Source organism: Nocardioides sp. Soil774 (genome assembly GCF_001428125.1).
Taxonomy (GTDB): Bacteria; Actinomycetota; Actinomycetes; order Propionibacteriales; family Nocardioidaceae; genus Nocardioides.
Genome location: NZ_LMSM01000001.1, coordinates 437,727 through 453,020 on the forward strand (window position 1 = coordinate 437,727; position 15,294 = coordinate 453,020).

Here is a 15,294-nt window from a genome sequence, read left to right on the forward strand (position 1 = left end):
TCGAAGGTCCCGAAGGTCGGGGGCCGGAGTTCGTGATGAGTCCGCCGGTCGGCGTACGGACTTCGAGCACGCTCGACGTTGACCCGCCGGTCTAGCGTGGAGGACGTGACTGCACCCACCACGACGTCGACCCGGCACCCCGAGGCCAGCACCCTGGGCCAGCTCCGCGCGAGCGGCCACGAGCTCAAGCCGCTGCGCCAGGAGATCCGCGACAACCTGCTGGCGCGGCTGCGTGCCGGCGAGGACCCGTGGCCGGGCCTGCACGGCTTCGCCGACTCGGTGATCCCGCAGGTCGAGCGGGCGCTGCTGGCGGGCCACGACATCGTGCTGCTCGGCGAGCGCGGCCAGGGCAAGACGCGGCTGCTGCGCTCGCTGGTCGGCCTGCTCGACGAGTGGACCCCGGTGATCTCCGGGTCCGAGCTCGGCGAGCACCCCTACGACCCGATCTCGGTGACCTCGCAGCAGGCGCTCGCGACCTACGGCGACGACCTGCGCATCTCGTGGCGCCACCGCGACGAGAGGTACGCCGAGAAGCTCGCGACGCCCGACACCTCGGTCGCCGACCTGATCGGCGACGTCGACCCGATGAAGGTCGCGGAGGGCCGCCACCTCGGCGACCCGGAGACCATCCACTTCGGCCTGATCCCGCGCAGCCACCGCGGCATCGTGGCGATCAACGAGCTGCCCGACCTCGCCGAGCGCATCCAGGTCGCGATGCTCAACGTGATGGAGGAGCGCGACATCCAGATCCGCGGCTACGTGCTGCGCCTGCCCCTCGACGTGCTGGTGGTGGCCAGCGCCAACCCCGAGGACTACACCAACCGCGGTCGCATCATCACCCCTCTCAAGGACCGCTTCGGCGCCGAGATCCGCACCCACTACCCCCGCGAGGTGGCCCAGGAGATCGCGGTGGTCCGGCAGGAGGCCGACCTCGTCGCCGAGGTCCCGGCCTACCTGCTGGAGGTGCTGGCCCGCTTCACCCGCCACCTGCGCGACTCCCAGTCCGTCGACCAGCGCTCGGGCGTCAGCGCCCGCTTCGCGATCGCGGGCGCGGAGACGATCGCGGCCGCCGCGCTGCACCGGGCGACCACGCAGGGCGAGGACGAGGCCGTGGCCCGCGTCGTCGACCTCGAGACGGCCGTCGACGTGCTCGGCGGCAAGATCGAGTTCGAGACCGGCGAGGAGGGCCGGGAGACCGAGATCCTCACCCACCTGCTGCGCACCGCGGTCGCCGAGACCGTGCGCGCGCACCTCGCCGGCATCGACCTGCGCCTGCTCGTCGAGGCCATCGAGGAGGGCGCGATGGTCAGCACGGGTGCCCGCGTCGGCGCCCGCGACTTCCTCGCCGGCCTGCCCGTGCTGGGTGAGTCCGACCTCTACGACGAGGTGTGCGAGCGGCTCGACGCGACCAACGACGGGGAGCGGGCGGCGGCGATCGAGCTCGCGCTCGAGGGGCTCTACCTCGCCCGCCGGATCGGCAAGGACACCGAGGCCGGCGAGACCGTCTATGGCTAGGTCTCCGTCCGGGGCCGCCCTCGTCACCCTCCGCACCGGCACCCTCGACGACGTCCCGGCCCTCGTGGCGCTCGGCCACGCCGTCGTGCCGCCGACCTACGGCCCGATCGACGCTGCGTACGCCCGCCGGATGCTCGACGAGTGGTGGGTCCCGGCACGGTTCGAGGCCTCCCTGGCGGTCAACGCCCACCTCGTGGCTGAGGTCGGGGCAGAGGTCGTGGCGATGGCGTCCTTCGGCCGGCTCTCCCGGTCCCACCGCGACTTCCCCCACGTCACCGGCGACCGCGAGGTGATGTGGAAGCTCTACGTCCACCCCGACCACCAGGGCATCGGCATCGGCAGCCGACTGCTCAGCGAGGTGGAGGCGATGGTCGAGGGCGACCAGCTGTGGCTCGAGGTCGTCGACGGCAACGAGCAGGCCTTTGCGTTCTACCGCGCGCACGGCTTCGCCGAGGTCGAGCGGGTCACCGACCGCGAGTGGCCCGACGACGTGTGGCTCCGCAAGCCGCTGGCGAAGGGCCTGTGATGAGCCGCTTCAAGAAGTACGACGGCGGCGACCCGCTCGCGCCGCCGGTCGACCTCGCCGAGGCGCTCGAGGCGATCGGCCAGGACGTGATGGCCGGCTACTCGCCCGAGCGCGCGATGCGCGAGTTCCTGCGCCGTGGCGGCACCGACCAGGCCGGGCTCGACGAGCTCGCGCGCCGGGTCGCGGAGAAGCGTCGCGAGATCCTCCAGCGCAACAACCTCGACGGCACCATGCGCGAGGTGCGCGAGCTGCTCGACAAGGCCGTGCTCGCCGAGCGGGGCCAGCTGGCGCGCGACATCACGATGGACGACGGGGACCGCGCCTTCCGCGAGCTGATGCTGGACAACCTGCCGACCTCGACCCCGGCCGCGGTGGGCGAGCTGGCGTCGTACGACTGGCAGTCGAGCGAGGCGCGCCAGGCCTACGAGGACATCAAGGACCTGCTCGGGCGCGAGCTGCTCGACCAGCGCTTCGCCGGGATGAAGCAGGCGCTCGAGGGTGCGACCGAGGAGGACCGGCAGGCCGTCAGCGAGATGCTGTCCGACCTCAACGACCTGCTCGAGAAGCACGCCGGCGAGGGGGTCAGCGACGAGGAGTTCGCCGACTTCATGGACAAGCACGGCGACTTCTTCCCCGAGCAACCGAAGGACATGGACGAGCTGCTCGACTCCCTCGCGCAGCGCGCGGCCGCCGCGCAACGGATGCTCAACTCGATGACGCCCGAGCAGCGCCAGGAGCTGATGGAGCTCTCCCAGCAGGCCTTCGGCTCACCCCAGCTGATGGAGCAGCTGGCGCGGATGGACGCCAACCTCCAGGCGCTGCGACCCGGTGAGGACTGGTCGGGGTCGGAGGGCTTCGAGGGAGAACAGGGCATGGGTCTCGGCGACGGCACCGGCGCGCTGCAGGACCTCGCCCAGCTCGACGCGCTCGCCGACCAGCTCGCGCAGTCGCACCACGGTGCCCGCATGGACGACGTCGACCTCGACGCGCTGGCGGGCCAGCTGGGTCCGGAGGCGGCGGTCGCGGCGAAGACGCTCCAGGACCTCGAGCGTGCGCTGCGCGACAGCGGCTACCTGAAGCGCGGCTCCGACGGCGAGCTGCGGCTCTCGCCGAAGGCGATGCGTCAGCTCGGCAGGGCGCTGCTGCGCGACGTGGCCGAGCGGATGAGCGGCCGCTCCGGCGCCCGCGAGACGCGTACGACGGGCCACGCCGGCGAGGCGACGGGCTCGAGCCGCCGCTGGGAGTTCGGCGACACCGAGGCGTGGGACGTACCGCGCACGATCACCAACGCCGTCCTGCGCGACGGCGGCGCCTCGCCGGTGCGCATCCAGGTCGACGACATCGAGGTCGTCGAGACCGAGTCGCGCACGCAGGCGGCCGTCGCGCTTCTGGTCGACACGTCGTTCTCGATGGCGATGGACGGCCGCTGGGTGCCGATGAAGCGCACCGCCCTGGCGCTGCACCAGCTCGTGCGGTCGCGCTTCCGCGGCGACGACCTCCAGCTGATCGCCTTCGGCCGGCACGCGCAGGTGATGGAGATCGAGGAGCTCACCGCGCTCGACGCCCGCTGGGACAAGGGCACCAACCTGCACCACGGGCTGCTGCTCGCCAACCGCTTCTTCCGCAAGCACCCCAACGCGCAGCCGGTGCTGCTGGTCGTCACCGACGGGGAGCCGACCGCCCACCTCGAGCCCGATGGCGAGGTGTGGTTCTCCTACCCGCCGCACCCGCTCACCATCGCCCACTCGGTGCGCGAGCTGGACGCAGCCGCCCGGCTGGGGGCGCAGGTCACCTTCTTCCGCCTCGGGGAGGACCCCGGCCTGGCCCGCTTCATCGACTCGATGGCCCGCCGTGTCGACGGCCGGATGGTCAGCCCCGAGCTCGACGACCTCGGCGCCGCGGTCGTCGGGTCCTACCTGGGCTCGCGGAGCCCGGCGTCGTCGTACCGCGAGCACTTCGGCGACTGGCACGGTGGGCGGGGCTTCTGGGTCTAGGTGCGCTCGCCCCGTGCTGAGGCATCACCGCGGAGGAGCCGCCTCCAGCATCCGCAGCAGCTCAGCGCCCATGTGCTCGATCACGGCCTGCAGCGCCTTGGCGGGTCGCACCATCACGGTGAAGTCGACGATCTGCCCGTCGTCGTCCCACGTGATCATGTCGATCCCCGACACGTCGAGGCCACCGACCTCGGTGCGGAACTGGAGCACGGCCGAGTCCTCGCCGAGCCACTCCCGCTCGTAGGACAGGTGCGGGCCGAGCACGGTGAAGGCGGCGGTGAGGTAGCCGACGACCGTGTCGCGCCCCACCTGCGGCGTGTGCACCGCCGGGCTGCGGAAGACCGCGTCCTCGGCGACCATGGCCTGGAGCCCGCCCGGGTCGCGGCTCTCGACCACGGCGTGCCAGCGGGCCAGTGCTGCGGCTGCATCCATGGCGCCATCGTGCCACCGGGGACGGGCGATGAGGGGATCTGGCAGGGTCGCCCCGTGCACCTGCGAGACCTGCCCCGCGTCGTCTGGGCGCTGGCGGCGGCGCGGTTCGTCACCTCGGCGGCGTCGTTCACGATGCTGTTCCTCACCCTCTACCTCACCGGGCCGCGCGACGTCGGCACGGCCGGCGCCGGCCTCCTCGCCGGCAGCGTGGGTGTCGGCGCGCTGGCGGGCAACTTCACCGGCGGCCGCTGGGGCGACCGGCTCGGCCACCGTCGGGTGCTCCTCGTGGCGTCGGGCTCGGGCGGGCTGCTGCTGGCGGGGGTCCCGCTGCTGCCGGTCTGGGCGCTGGCGGTGGCGCTGCCCGTGGCGGCGTACCTCCTCGCGACCGGTTCGCTCTCCGCAGGCGCGCTCGCGGCCTCCGCGATGCCGCGCGGCGAGCGTCGTACGGCGGTGGCGGTGCACCGCGCCGCGTCCAACACCGGCTTCGTCGTCGGGCCGCCGCTCGGCGCGCTGCTGGTGACGTGGAGCTTTGACGCCCTCTTCGTCGTCGACGGGCTGTCGGTCGTGCTCGTGCGGCTCGTCCTCAGCAGGGTCCTGCCCGCCGACGCGGTCGCCACCGCCGAGCGGCCGACGGGCCCAGGGCTGTGGCGCTCGGTCCGTGCCGACCGCGCGCTGCTCGTGCTGCTGGTCGGTGTGGTGCTGGTCGACCTCGCCTACCGCCAGCTCTACTCCACGCTGCCGCTGCACCTGCGCGACTCCGGGCAGCCGGTGTGGCTCTACGCGAGCGTCATCGCCGCCGGCTCGGGGCTGATCCTGCTCCTCGAGATCCCGGTGACCCAGTGGCTGCACGGTCGCGACGCCCTCGGCATCGTCGCGACGGGCTACGCCCTGGTCGGCCTCGGCACGGCGATGTTCGCGCTGCCGGTGACGGTGGTGTCGGTGCTCGCGGCGATGCTGGTGCTGACCGTGGGCGAGATCCTCTACAAGACCACCGCCACCGCCCACGTGCTCGACCAGGCCCCCGACCACCTGGTCGGCCAGTACCAGGGCCTCTACACCGGCGCCGCCACCAGCGGCACGCTGCTCGCCGCGCCCGTCGGGACCGCGGTGTACGCCGCCGCGCCGGGGCTGCTGTGGCCGCTGATGGCCGCGATGGCGCTGGCCGCCGCAGCAGTCGTGCTGCTGGCCCGCCGGCTCGGGGAGGTCAGCCCTCCGCGAACCCCGGCAGCGACTCCTCGAGGATCTCGCGGAACGGCACCGTCCCGCCGAGCTGGCTGAGCAGGCCGAGGGCGCCGAGCCAGGTGCGGTGGATCAGCAGGTAGGACGTGGGCAGGTTGAGCTTGGTGGCCAGCGTGAACGTCTCTGCCCGGGGGTCGTTGATCCGCTCGAACTGCTCGCGCATCCACTCCCGCGTGAAGGTGAAGCGGTCCTGCGCGGCCGGCTCGACGAAGGGGGCGAGGTAGGCGAGCAGCATCGCGGGGTCGACCTCGATGCGGTCCTTGATGAAGCCCTCCGCGCGCAGGCCCGCGACCAGGGACTCCTCGTCGGAGTCGATCGCGATCCGGATCAGGCGGCCCATCGCCTCGGGCAGCTGCCCGTCCGACAGGCGCGCGACCGCACCGAAGTCGAGGACGCCGAGCCGGCCGAGGCCGCCGTCGGCCGCGGGGATGACGCGGAAGTTGCCGGGGTGCGGGTCGGCGTGGAGCATCCCGGTGAGGCGCGGGCCCTCGAAGAGGAAGCGCACGAACAGCTCGCCGTAGTGGTCGCGCTCGGCCTGGGTGCCCTCGCGGATGACGTGGGCGAGCGAGTGGGCGGAGTCCATCCACTCGGTGATCAGCACCTCGTTGCCGACCGCGACGACGCCCGGCACGACGATGTCGGGGTGGTCGGCGAATGCCTCGGCGTACGCCGCCTGCGCCTCGGCCTCGAGGTGGTAGTCGAGCTCCTCGGCGGCACGGGCCTGGAGCTCGGCGACCAGCGGCTTGATGTCGATGCCCGGGAAGACGGGAGCGACGCCGCGGGCCACGCGCGCGATCTGGCGCAGGTCGGACATGAGCGCCTCGCCGGCACCGGGGTACTGCACCTTGACGGCGACGTCGCGCTCGCCGGCGTCGGCCACCGCGTGGTCCACCCAGCGGCCGCGGTGCACCTGGCCGATCGACGCGGCGGCGGTCGGCGCGCCGTCGAGCCAGACCAGCCGCTCCGACCAGTCGGCGCCGAGGTGGGTGGTCAGCTGCTCGCGGACGGTCGCCGTGGGCATCGGCGGTGCGGAGTCCTGCAGGGCTGTGAGGTGCTCGCGGTAGGGCGCGGCGACGTCCTCGGGCAGCGCCGACTCGAGCACGCTGAGCGCCTGACCGAACTTCATCGCCCCGCCCTTGAGCTCGCCGAGCGTGCGGAAGAGCTGCTCGGCGGTGCGCTGCTGCACCTCGGTCATCACGGCCTCGGCGTTCCTCCCGCCCAGGCGCTTGCCGAGCCCCATGGCCTGACGTCCGGCATAGCCCAGCGGGAGGGCGGCGAGACGGGCCGTGCGGGCGGCGGCCTTGCGGGGGAGCTCGGTCATGGGCCCCATTGTCGCCTCCCTGCCAAACACCTGCCCCGATCGGCGTGACCTGGCCCACGGTGCGTCGTTGACGGGGCAACCTCACACTCCACACTCGGGAGGACCCGTGCGTCTCAAGCCCCTGCTCGCCTGCACCGCGAGCGTCCTTGCTGCCTCGGCGACGTTCGCCGTCACCGGCACCGCACCTGCCGCCGGCCAGTCCGCGGAGCGGGCTGACGTCTCCGCATTCCTCGCGCGTCAGCTCATCACCCTGACCGGCAGCACGACCGTCATGGTGCACGGCTCGTCGCTCGCGGCGGCCCGCGACGCCGTGGCGGCCTCCGGCATGGACAAGACGGGCGAGTTCAGCCGCATCGGCGTGGTCATCGCCAACGCGACCGCGAGCGAGATCGCCGCGGTCCGCAGCGCGCCGGGAGTGACGTACGTCGAGGGCGGCGCGCAGCCGATCGAGTTCTTCGCCGAGCCGGCCGAGACGTCCAACATCGCCACCCGGGGTGCCGAGGCGGCGGCGACGCTGACCGGCGCCGACGGCTCGAGGCTGACCGGCAAGGGCGTCAGCGTCGCGGTCATCGACTCCGGCGTCGACCCGACGCACCCCTACTTCAAGGAGGCCGACGGCTCGAGCGCCGTCGTCGCCAACCTCAAGGCGCTGTGCGAGCCGCTCACCGAGACCTGCTCGGTGCAGCGCGTGCCGGCCTCCGTCGACACCGACACCCTGTCGGTCGGCGGGCACGGCACCCACGTCAACGGCATCGTCGCCGGCCGCCCGACCACGCTGAGCGACGGGAGGACGCTGCAGGGCGCGGCCCCGGGCGCCAAGCTCGTGTCGATCTCGACCGGTGCCGGCATCGTGATCCTCGGTGCCGACTCCGCGCTCAACTGGGTGCTGGAGAACCACGACGCCCCGTGCGGTGCGGGCGTCCCGGCCAGCACCTGCCCGCCGATCAAGGTCACCAACAACTCCTACGGCCCCACCGGCGGCGGGGAGCTCGACCCCCAGTCCGCCACCGTGAAGCTGCAGCGTGCGCTCGCCGCGGACGGCGTCGTGACGGTGTGGGCGGCGGGCAACGACGGTGGCGACGGCTCGACCAGCCTGACCAACCCGCCGGGGCAGGACCCGACCGGCGGCATCCTGTCGGTCGCGAGCTTCTACGACCAGGACACCGGCACCCGCGACGGCACGGTCTCCGACTACAGCTCGCGCGGCCTGGCCACCGACACCTCGACGTGGCCCGACATCTCCGCGCCCGGCGAGAACATCACCTCCTCGTGCCGGCTCTACCTCGCCATCTGCTCGACCGGCCTCGACCCGCAGGACGGCCCCGGCCTGCTCGACATCGGCACCTTCAACACCATCAGCGGCACCTCGATGGCGGCCCCGCACATCGCCGGCATCGTGGCGCAGCTGTTCCAGGCCGCCCCCGCCGCGACCCCGGCGGAGATCGAGCAGGCACTGAAGGCCTCCGCCTACCCGTACGCCGACGGGGCCGCCTACGTCGGCGGGACGTCGTACGACAAGGGCCACGGCCTCGTCGACGTCGTCGCCGCGGTCGCAGCGCTGGCGCCGAAGCAGACCGCGCTGCGCCAGAAGCGACGCTGAGTCGCACAGGACCCTCCAGGGGGAGCCGCCGCGCAACAGGGGCGCGGTGGAAGGGACGGGTGGGAGCTGGGGCTCCCACCCGTCTTCTCTGGTTGCATGGGGGTCATGGAGATCGAGTTCAGCGGTGAGCTGGTCGAGTGGCGCGGCCCCGCGCCCTACCACTTCGTCCCGCTCCCGCTCGACGCCGCCGACCTCGTCGACGAGGTCAAGGCCGAGGTCGTCTACTGGGGCGTCGTGCCGGTGCGGGCGCGCATCGGCGGCACCGACTTCACCACCTCGATGTTTCCCCGCGAGGAGACGTGGTTCCTGCCCGTGAAGGACGCCGTACGTCGCGCGGAGCGGGTCGAGCTCGGTGACGTCGTCGAGGTCCGGCTGCACGTGGGGCGAGACTGACGCCGGTCCAGACCGGGTGCCCCGTCGGAAGCAACCTCGAGGCGAGCAGTGGCGTCCTGTTGTTGCACCCCGACGACGGGGCGCACGACACGAGAACGGAACACGCACCATGCGCACCACGATCCTCGGCGCCGCCACCCTGGCGCTCGCCTCGCTCACCCTGACCCACCTCGCGCCGGCCACGGCCGACGCCATCGGCGTCACCGACCCGCGCGACCTCGACCACGGCGTCGACCTGCGCTCGGTGGTCGTGGCCCACAACGCGGACAACGTCGTGGTGACCACCACCCACACCAACCTGCGACCGTCGTGGCGCACCGGGTCGGGCGGCGCGGTCTTCCTCGACACCGACGAGACCGACCCCGGCCCGGAGTACGTCTTCGCGGGCGGCTACTTCGACGGCACCGACTACCAGCTGCTGCACACCGAAGGCTTCGCCACCAGCTCCTGGGGCCAGCCGGTCGAGGGCTCCTACCGGATGCGCATCGGCTACGACCGCGACCAGGTGCGGATGCGGATCTCCCGCGACGCGATCGGGTCGCCGGCGCAGGTGCGCGTCGCCGTGCGCGTGGCCGGCACCTACCCCGACGGCTCGAGCACGGCGAAGGACTGGCTCGGCGAGCCGCGCAGCCTCACCGAGTGGGTGGCCCAGTAGGCCCGTCGGGGCGCAGGGGTCCGCGAGGCGCTACTTGACCTCGCGGACCTCCTGCGGCCAGCCGCACCCCTCGGCCACCCGTGCGGCCCACATCTTCGCGGTCTCGATGTCGGGGACCTCGATGATCGTGATGCCGCCGAGGTATTCGGTCACCTCGGTGTAGGGGCCGTCGGTGACGGACATCGTGCCGCTCGTGCCGTCCGCGCTGAACGCCAGCTCCATGTCCTCCACGAGACCGCCGGCGAAGACCAGGACCCCGGCCTCCTCCATGTCGCGGACCACCGCCCTCGACGGCTCCGCCCGTCCCATGAACCACTCGGCGTCGTGGTCGCCCACCCACTGCTGCATGAAGTAAATCGCGTAGCGCGTCATGTCGCTCGTCCGTCCTGTCCTGTGCGGAGCCGCCCCGTGCGGCCCGTCACCACTGTGACGGACGAGGGTGCCGCAGATCGACAGGCGGGGGCTCGAGGAACCTCACCGCCACCCCGAGGGCGCGTGCGTGCTCGATCTCGCGGCGGGTGCTCTCCCCGACGTAGCCGCCGACGTTGACGACGAGGACCACGTCGGCCATGGCCACCTTCTGCAGGTGGACGCGACCGAGCCGCGCGCGATCCTCGGCGTCGAGCTCCCGCGACCGGTCCAGCGCGGCCGGGCCCAGCACCACGTGCCCGGCGAGGGTCAGCTCGGCGTCGAGGCGCTCGAAGTCGTCCCGGAACCGCATGGAACCGCACAGCGTGACGACGCGGAACTCACCTGTCGTCTCCGGCACCGGGCGAGAGTAGCAACGCGAGACCTCAGGCGGTCTCGGGGAACTTCACTCCGGTGTTGGCGTGGCAGCGATAGCCGAACGGGTTCTTCGCGAGGTACTGCTGACAGTAGTAACTGTGACACGTAGTAGAGTTCCCTCGTGCCGCTGCCCAAGAAGGTCTTGCTCTACGCCCGCCTCAGCGTGACAACGGAAGAGTCCGTCTCGATCGAGCGCCAACTGGAGTCTGCGCGCAAGACGGCCGAAGCGCGGGGATGGGAAGTGGTGGGAGAGCACGTCGATGATGGAGTCTCCGCCTCTCGCGTCAAGCCGGAGGACCGCGTTGGTTGGCGCGCCGTGCTCGCACATGAGGGCCGACTGGATGCGGTGATCGTCTGGAAGATCGATCGGCTTGCGCGGCGGGTCCTCGACTTCCTCCATGCCGACGAAGCACTTCAGGCGCGGGGCGCGGGCATCGTCGCCGTCGAGGATCCCATCGACATGACGACGCCCCAGGGCCGCGCGTTCGCAGTGATGCTCTCGGTGTTCGCAGAGTTGGAGGCCGCAACCATCAGCGCGCGAGTGACGGCAGCACGTGAGGCCATCCTCAGAGCGGGCCGCCGTGCTGGTGGGCGGCCACCGTTCGGCTTCATGAACGTGGAGAACCCGGCAGGTCCGGGAATGGTCCTGGCACACGACCCGGAGCGCATCGACCTGGTCAGAGAGATGGCCGCGCGAGCGGCGGCAGGGGACTCGCTCTACTCGATCAGTCGCTGGTTGGAGACCGACGGCGTCGCGCCGCGGGCCCGCGTCGGAAAGGTGGACGCCGACCATTGGCACGACGCATCGGTGGAGGCAGTCCTGCGATCGCCCGCTCTGGCTGGGATGACCGCGTTCCGAGGTGATCTGATTCGCGGCGGTGACGGCCTGCCGGTTGTCGATGAGTCGGTCGCGATCATGTCGCCATCCGAACGCCGGCAGATGCTCGCAACCCTTGACGCAGCCAAGCGTCCTGGCTCGCGGTCAACGTCAAACAAAGAACCCGCCCTGCTGTACGGGATCGTCCGTTGTGGCTCATGCGACAGCCTCATGTATCGCGCGACGGCTGCTGGGAAGTATCGGCAGTATCGGTGTCAGCAGAAGGCGTGCACGCAGCGAATGGGTATCGCGCGCGACGCTCTCGAGCGCCACGTGCCGGAGGCCGTGCTCCGTGAACGCGGCGACAAGCTCCTGGTGAAGTCAGTGCCGATCGTCGGCGACGACGACGGCACTCTTGTCGAGATCGAGCATGCGATCCGTGAGACCACCGAAGCGATGACAAAGGAAGACGCCGACCTTGTCGCCCTGGTCGAGCGACTGCAGGCGCTCAAGCGCCGACGATCCGAGGCTCGAACGGGGGAGGACCGCCCCCAAGCCCAGTATCGCGTGAGCGGGCAGACGTTCGGCCACGAATGGATGCGCGTCGGAGACGAAGACATCGAGGCACGCCGTCAGCTCCTAATGGGCCAGTTGGAGGCCGTCCGCATCATGCCCGGGGGCGGTCGCGGACGAGCCTTCGATGCCAGTCGTGCAGTGCTGGTGTGGAAGGGCGCCTCGGCGAGCGACGAGCGCCTGACGCATGCCCTGCAAAGCGCGGCCAGCAAGGTCCCCGAGTTCATCGTCGTGGGCCACTAACCGGACCGCCGAAAACGTAATACATCTCGGGAAGTTAGCGGTTGACGTTGAGGTTGGCGGTCGCAGAGGGTCCGCGGCGACCAGGGGCCATGCCCCACCCCCCGCGACGCGATACCTCCATGAGGTGGAATCGCGAACGCGGCTTCCTCGATCGGACTCCCCGTGTCTCAGTCGCTCCGCCCAACCCCAAACCTCCCGCTCTTCGCGGTCGTCGCGCCCGCAGTCCTCATGGACTCGAACCTGACTGCCCCTGCGAAGCTCGGCTACTGCGCGATCGCCGCCTTTGCGAGGCGTAGTTCGCGCACGACCTACGCGTCGCAGAAGACGATCGCCGGGATCACCGGGACTCGGCCGGAAGCAGTATCTGCCGCCAAGAAGAAGTTGGAGGACTCTGGCTGGCTTACGAGTAAACGAAGATCTTCAGGCGGCCGACGTACTACGGATCTGATGACGCTCGGAGATCGAAGGCTGCTGGCTGATGGTGAGAAGTTCGGGCTAGCGGCAGTGGACGTGCTTAGCGACGCGCGACTCACTCCGGGGGCAAGGGTGCTGTACGCCGCGCTCACGACCCTGGTCACCCGGGAGGATCGCGATCTTCGCTGGAGGGACGAGGTCACACTTGCAGCTCTGGTGGGGTCTACGCGTCGCGAGTCCGTCGCGGAGTGGACTAAGGCTCTGGAGTCGGCTGGGTACCTCCGAGTTACCCGGCAGTCCGGCTTCAACTCTCGGTACGAACTACTGGACGCTCACATGCTCACCGGCGCCCGGAAAGCCGCGTCAGCGGTGACAGCACCCGTACGCGAGAGCGATGGAGATGTACGCGAGACCGCGTTTGATCCCGTACGCGAGACCGAGGGAGTAGGAACAGACCCAACTAACACATCAATGAACAAATGCGATGGGTTCACGACGCTCCTCGAGTCCGATCGCTGGATCCTCGAGGAGGCAGGAAGTCACGTAGTCGAGGTCAGCAACGGCGAGGATGGTCTGCGCGATCTCGTGGATGCCTTGGCTAGGCGGGAGCGACCAATCGCTGACCCAGAAAGCTGGCTGGTCGAGCAACTGCGCTCAAAGGACCACAAGCAGCGGCGGGCGCTCTCACGCTCGCTCTGGCACTCAGACATCAACGGCAGTAACGACGATACGGATATGGAGCTCATGGTGGAGACCCTCTCTTTGCTCGGCTGCGGCGGGGCAGAGGATCTGCGCGACGGCACGATTCCCGAGGCCGCTAGGAGCCTGTGGGACCGAATGACTGAACAGGGAATCGACTTCCCGGGTGCATACCTGCGTGAGACCAGCTGGTGGGGAACGAACTGGGCTGGCGTCGACTCCGTACTGCAGACACTCGAGTTGACCACGGTCGAACTCGACTGGCTCGATAGCGAAATGCGGTGGAGCCAGAACTAGCCTCGGCTGCGCCGGCTGCCCGCTGGCTCGTCATCTCACGTCTTGCAACTACGTGCCCCACGCTTGAGGTGCTGTGCGACTACTCCGTGTCGCTTAACAGCGCGTAGATCGCAACAAGTGCAGCAAGGACGATCAGGAGAGTTCCAGCATCGGCGAGGTCAGCGTCGCGAAGGTCCATCAGGTATGAGTGGAGACCCGCGAGCAGGGTTGCGGCCGCGAGCAGTTGTTGGGCCGTGAACCGTCCTCCGAGGTCGGTACCTGCAGGGTCAGTCCTCGCTGCCGATTCCGCGCCGGTCACCGTGGGAGCGGTGTCAACCGTCTCGAGCATGCGTGCGGCAGCACTCGCATCGATGAGCGGCCCCAGATCCTTCAGGATTGTGGTCTGGTTCTCCCTGAAGTCCTGCAGGATGCGGTTCGTCTCCGCTGTCAGAACTGTCAGGTTGGGGGCGAGGTTGGCCCGAACGCGTTCGGCCGTTCTACTTAAGTCTGCGAGTGCAGTCCCGTCGATCTGCAGCTGGATCCGCCTCATGCTGTCCCGGTGGGGCTCCAAAGCGCGATTGAGAATCTCCATGGACCTTCTGAAGTCGTCCGGAAGCTCAGGGAAGTCGGGTGCGGCCGTGCCGGGCATGGGGGCATCTTGCCGCGTTGTGGAGGGTTTCGCGTGCGGCTCGCTCGACGAGTGGAGGAGCCAGACGCGAGTGAGGAACCTGCGCCTTTGTGGGGTTTCTTTGCTCGCCTACGCGCGCGCGTGCCCGCGCGCCCCCGCCGGCTCCTGCAGGCGGGTTACCTGTCGTAGGTGTCGGAGACACGGCGCATGTGCTCGACCGCGACAGCGAGCTCGGCGAGATGCTCCCCGGCGACGTTGACGTACCTCGACTCCTCGAGGGAGCCCCCGCTGTAGATCAATTCGTGAAGACAGAAGAGCGGGATCTCCTCTGCGTCGCGCCAGGTGACGACCAACTGCTGCTCACCGTCGATCCACGCGGCGTTGATCAGCATGACCTGGCGGCCGTGCTGTCCGATCACGCAACCCGGATGGTCAAAACGAACTCCACGGCACGGTTGGGGTGTGCCATCCGCATCGCAGCTGCTGCTTCCGAGAAGCGAGGAGCACGCGTGTAGGTGCCGTCGCTCGATTCGATCCGAGTCGTGCCGGCAGCGACACGAACACTTGCGACCACAGGGGGGAGGGGCATCGGACTAGGCGAAGAGCCCAATGCGCTTCCAAGAAGCCGGTGGCCAGGCCTCGAAGACACTCAGGAGATTGTCTGGTGTGAGGGAGTCGATGTCGCTCAAAGCGTCGGTGGCGGCTCGGGTGGACAGTCGGCTGCCTGCGATCGAGAGACCGGGAACCAGGCCCACGATGTCGTTGAGTGAGAGCCCAAGACGAGTAGACGTAGCCGTCGGTCCGTCGTACCTGATCTGGTGAACCTCGGTCGCTGTGGCTTCAGTGTTCGTGAGCACTAGCGTTTCGTACGGCGCCTCCGCCTGGAGTGGGTCGTAGGCAGATGTCACGAACGTCATCGGCTCCACGACGCCGAGCGGCGTGTGCCCAGGCTCGATGACGAACTCGACTTCGTAATACACCTCCTCGTACGGGCCCCGCGTGTTGTTGACGAAGGCGTAAGTGGCTCTCACGAGATGTGCAAGCACGTGGTCTGTCGCGGCGGTAACGCCCGCGATGGTGGCAGTCCACTGCCCATCGTTGAAGGCGAGGTTGACGGTGTGGAGTTGGTCGTAGTCGTCTGGATCCATGATGGCATCAGTATGCCAACTATATGTGGCTGACT

At 70.0% G+C, this 15,294-nt stretch carries 16 protein-coding genes; 9 read left to right on the top strand and 7 right to left on the bottom strand.

The window, feature by feature from the left end:
• Window positions 1-105: 105 nt before the first annotated feature.
• The 3 genes from ASG76_RS02170 to ASG76_RS02180 are packed head-to-tail and all read left to right on the top strand — an operon-like array spanning window position 106 to window position 4,035.
• Window positions 106-1,515, top strand: a complete 1,410-nt coding sequence (locus ASG76_RS02170; protein WP_056599507.1) for a sigma 54-interacting transcriptional regulator — start codon at window positions 106-108, stop codon at window positions 1,513-1,515.
• Entirely contained in the window at window positions 1,508-2,041 is a 534-nt protein-coding gene (locus ASG76_RS02175) for a GNAT family N-acetyltransferase (RefSeq protein ID WP_056599315.1), read from the top strand. The genes ASG76_RS02170 and ASG76_RS02175 overlap by 8 nt, the downstream gene beginning before the upstream one ends.
• Complete coding sequence (locus ASG76_RS02180; RefSeq protein ID WP_056599511.1) at window positions 2,041-4,035, top strand: VWA domain-containing protein; 1,995 nt, start codon at window positions 2,041-2,043, stop codon at window positions 4,033-4,035. The genes ASG76_RS02175 and ASG76_RS02180 overlap by 1 nt, the downstream gene beginning before the upstream one ends.
• A 24-nt stretch (window positions 4,036-4,059) precedes the next feature.
• On the opposite strand, the gene ASG76_RS02185 is transcribed toward ASG76_RS02180, so the two are convergent.
• Window positions 4,060-4,467, bottom strand: a complete 408-nt coding sequence (locus tag ASG76_RS02185) for a nuclear transport factor 2 family protein (protein WP_056599318.1) — start codon at window positions 4,465-4,467, stop codon at window positions 4,060-4,062.
• 54 nt (window positions 4,468-4,521) lie between these two features.
• Here ASG76_RS02185 and ASG76_RS02190 point away from each other — a divergent pair, with 54 nt between their 5' ends.
• On the top strand, window positions 4,522-5,745 hold the full coding sequence (locus ASG76_RS02190; RefSeq protein ID WP_200948028.1) for an MFS transporter: 1,224 nt from the start codon (window positions 4,522-4,524) through the stop codon (window positions 5,743-5,745).
• Here ASG76_RS02190 and ASG76_RS02195 read toward each other — a convergent pair.
• A complete protein-coding gene (locus ASG76_RS02195) occupies window positions 5,672-7,027 on the bottom strand; it encodes an ABC1 kinase family protein (protein ID WP_056599322.1) in 1,356 nt (451 codons plus the stop codon). The genes ASG76_RS02190 and ASG76_RS02195 overlap by 74 nt on opposite strands.
• A 106-nt stretch (window positions 7,028-7,133) precedes the next feature.
• Here ASG76_RS02195 and ASG76_RS02200 point away from each other — a divergent pair, with 106 nt between their 5' ends.
• From ASG76_RS02200 to ASG76_RS02210, 3 genes are all read left to right on the top strand, one after another.
• Entirely contained in the window at window positions 7,134-8,627 is a 1,494-nt protein-coding gene (locus ASG76_RS02200; protein ID WP_235529372.1) for a S8 family serine peptidase, read from the top strand.
• Window positions 8,628-8,732: 105 nt separating this feature from the next.
• Window positions 8,733-9,020: a DUF1905 domain-containing protein gene (locus tag ASG76_RS02205; RefSeq protein WP_056599325.1), complete on the top strand. Its 288-nt coding sequence runs from the start codon at window positions 8,733-8,735 to the stop codon at window positions 9,018-9,020.
• Window positions 9,021-9,129: 109 nt separating this feature from the next.
• Window positions 9,130-9,675, top strand: coding sequence for a hypothetical protein (locus ASG76_RS02210; RefSeq protein ID WP_056599328.1), 546 nt, complete (start codon window positions 9,130-9,132; stop codon window positions 9,673-9,675).
• A 30-nt stretch (window positions 9,676-9,705) separates the two neighbouring features.
• On the opposite strand, the gene ASG76_RS02215 is transcribed toward ASG76_RS02210, so the two are convergent.
• Both ASG76_RS02215 and ASG76_RS02220 read right to left on the bottom strand, forming a co-directional pair.
• Entirely contained in the window at window positions 9,706-10,047 is a 342-nt protein-coding gene (locus tag ASG76_RS02215) for a YciI family protein (protein WP_056599331.1), read from the bottom strand.
• 46 nt (window positions 10,048-10,093) lie between these two features.
• Window positions 10,094-10,444 (bottom strand): hypothetical protein, encoded by a 351-nt coding sequence (locus ASG76_RS02220; protein ID WP_200948029.1) that lies wholly within the window; start codon window positions 10,442-10,444, stop codon window positions 10,094-10,096.
• Between the two features lie 138 nt (window positions 10,445-10,582).
• Between ASG76_RS02220 and ASG76_RS02225 the strand changes: the two genes are divergently transcribed.
• Both ASG76_RS02225 and ASG76_RS18640 read left to right on the top strand, forming a co-directional pair.
• On the top strand, window positions 10,583-12,094 hold the full coding sequence (locus ASG76_RS02225; RefSeq protein ID WP_056599337.1) for a recombinase family protein: 1,512 nt from the start codon (window positions 10,583-10,585) through the stop codon (window positions 12,092-12,094).
• A gap of 162 nt (window positions 12,095-12,256) precedes the next feature.
• On the top strand, window positions 12,257-13,504 hold the full coding sequence (locus ASG76_RS18640; protein ID WP_082587179.1) for a helix-turn-helix domain-containing protein: 1,248 nt from the start codon (window positions 12,257-12,259) through the stop codon (window positions 13,502-13,504).
• Window positions 13,505-13,583: 79 nt separating this feature from the next.
• Here ASG76_RS18640 and ASG76_RS02235 read toward each other — a convergent pair whose 3' ends face one another.
• From ASG76_RS02235 to ASG76_RS02245, 3 genes are all read right to left on the bottom strand, one after another.
• On the bottom strand, window positions 13,584-14,132 hold the full coding sequence (locus ASG76_RS02235; RefSeq protein WP_157558893.1) for a hypothetical protein: 549 nt from the start codon (window positions 14,130-14,132) through the stop codon (window positions 13,584-13,586).
• Between the two features lie 155 nt (window positions 14,133-14,287).
• Window positions 14,288-14,530 (bottom strand): hypothetical protein, encoded by a 243-nt coding sequence (locus ASG76_RS02240; protein WP_056599347.1) that lies wholly within the window; start codon window positions 14,528-14,530, stop codon window positions 14,288-14,290.
• A gap of 174 nt (window positions 14,531-14,704) precedes the next feature.
• On the bottom strand, window positions 14,705-15,259 hold the full coding sequence (locus ASG76_RS02245; RefSeq protein WP_056599350.1) for a hypothetical protein: 555 nt from the start codon (window positions 15,257-15,259) through the stop codon (window positions 14,705-14,707).
• Window positions 15,260-15,294: the final 35 nt, after the last annotated feature.

Coding starts and splice junctions, on each gene's coding strand:
- ASG76_RS02175 (WP_056599315.1), top strand. CDS start 1,508: ATGGCTAGGTCTCCGTCCGGGGCCGCCCTCGTCACCCTCCGCACCGGC.
- ASG76_RS02180 (WP_056599511.1), top strand. CDS start 2,041: ATGAGCCGCTTCAAGAAGTACGACGGCGGCGACCCGCTCGCGCCGCCG.
- ASG76_RS02185 (WP_056599318.1), bottom strand. CDS start 4,467: ATGGATGCAGCCGCAGCACTGGCCCGCTGGCACGCCGTGGTCGAGAGC.
- ASG76_RS02195 (WP_056599322.1), bottom strand. CDS start 7,027: ATGACCGAGCTCCCCCGCAAGGCCGCCGCCCGCACGGCCCGTCTCGCC.
- ASG76_RS02205 (WP_056599325.1), top strand. CDS start 8,733: ATGGAGATCGAGTTCAGCGGTGAGCTGGTCGAGTGGCGCGGCCCCGCG.
- ASG76_RS02210 (WP_056599328.1), top strand. CDS start 9,130: ATGCGCACCACGATCCTCGGCGCCGCCACCCTGGCGCTCGCCTCGCTC.
- ASG76_RS02215 (WP_056599331.1), bottom strand. CDS start 10,047: ATGACGCGCTACGCGATTTACTTCATGCAGCAGTGGGTGGGCGACCAC.
- ASG76_RS02235 (WP_157558893.1), bottom strand. CDS start 14,132: ATGCCCGGCACGGCCGCACCCGACTTCCCTGAGCTTCCGGACGACTTC.
- ASG76_RS02245 (WP_056599350.1), bottom strand. CDS start 15,259: ATGGATCCAGACGACTACGACCAACTCCACACCGTCAACCTCGCCTTC.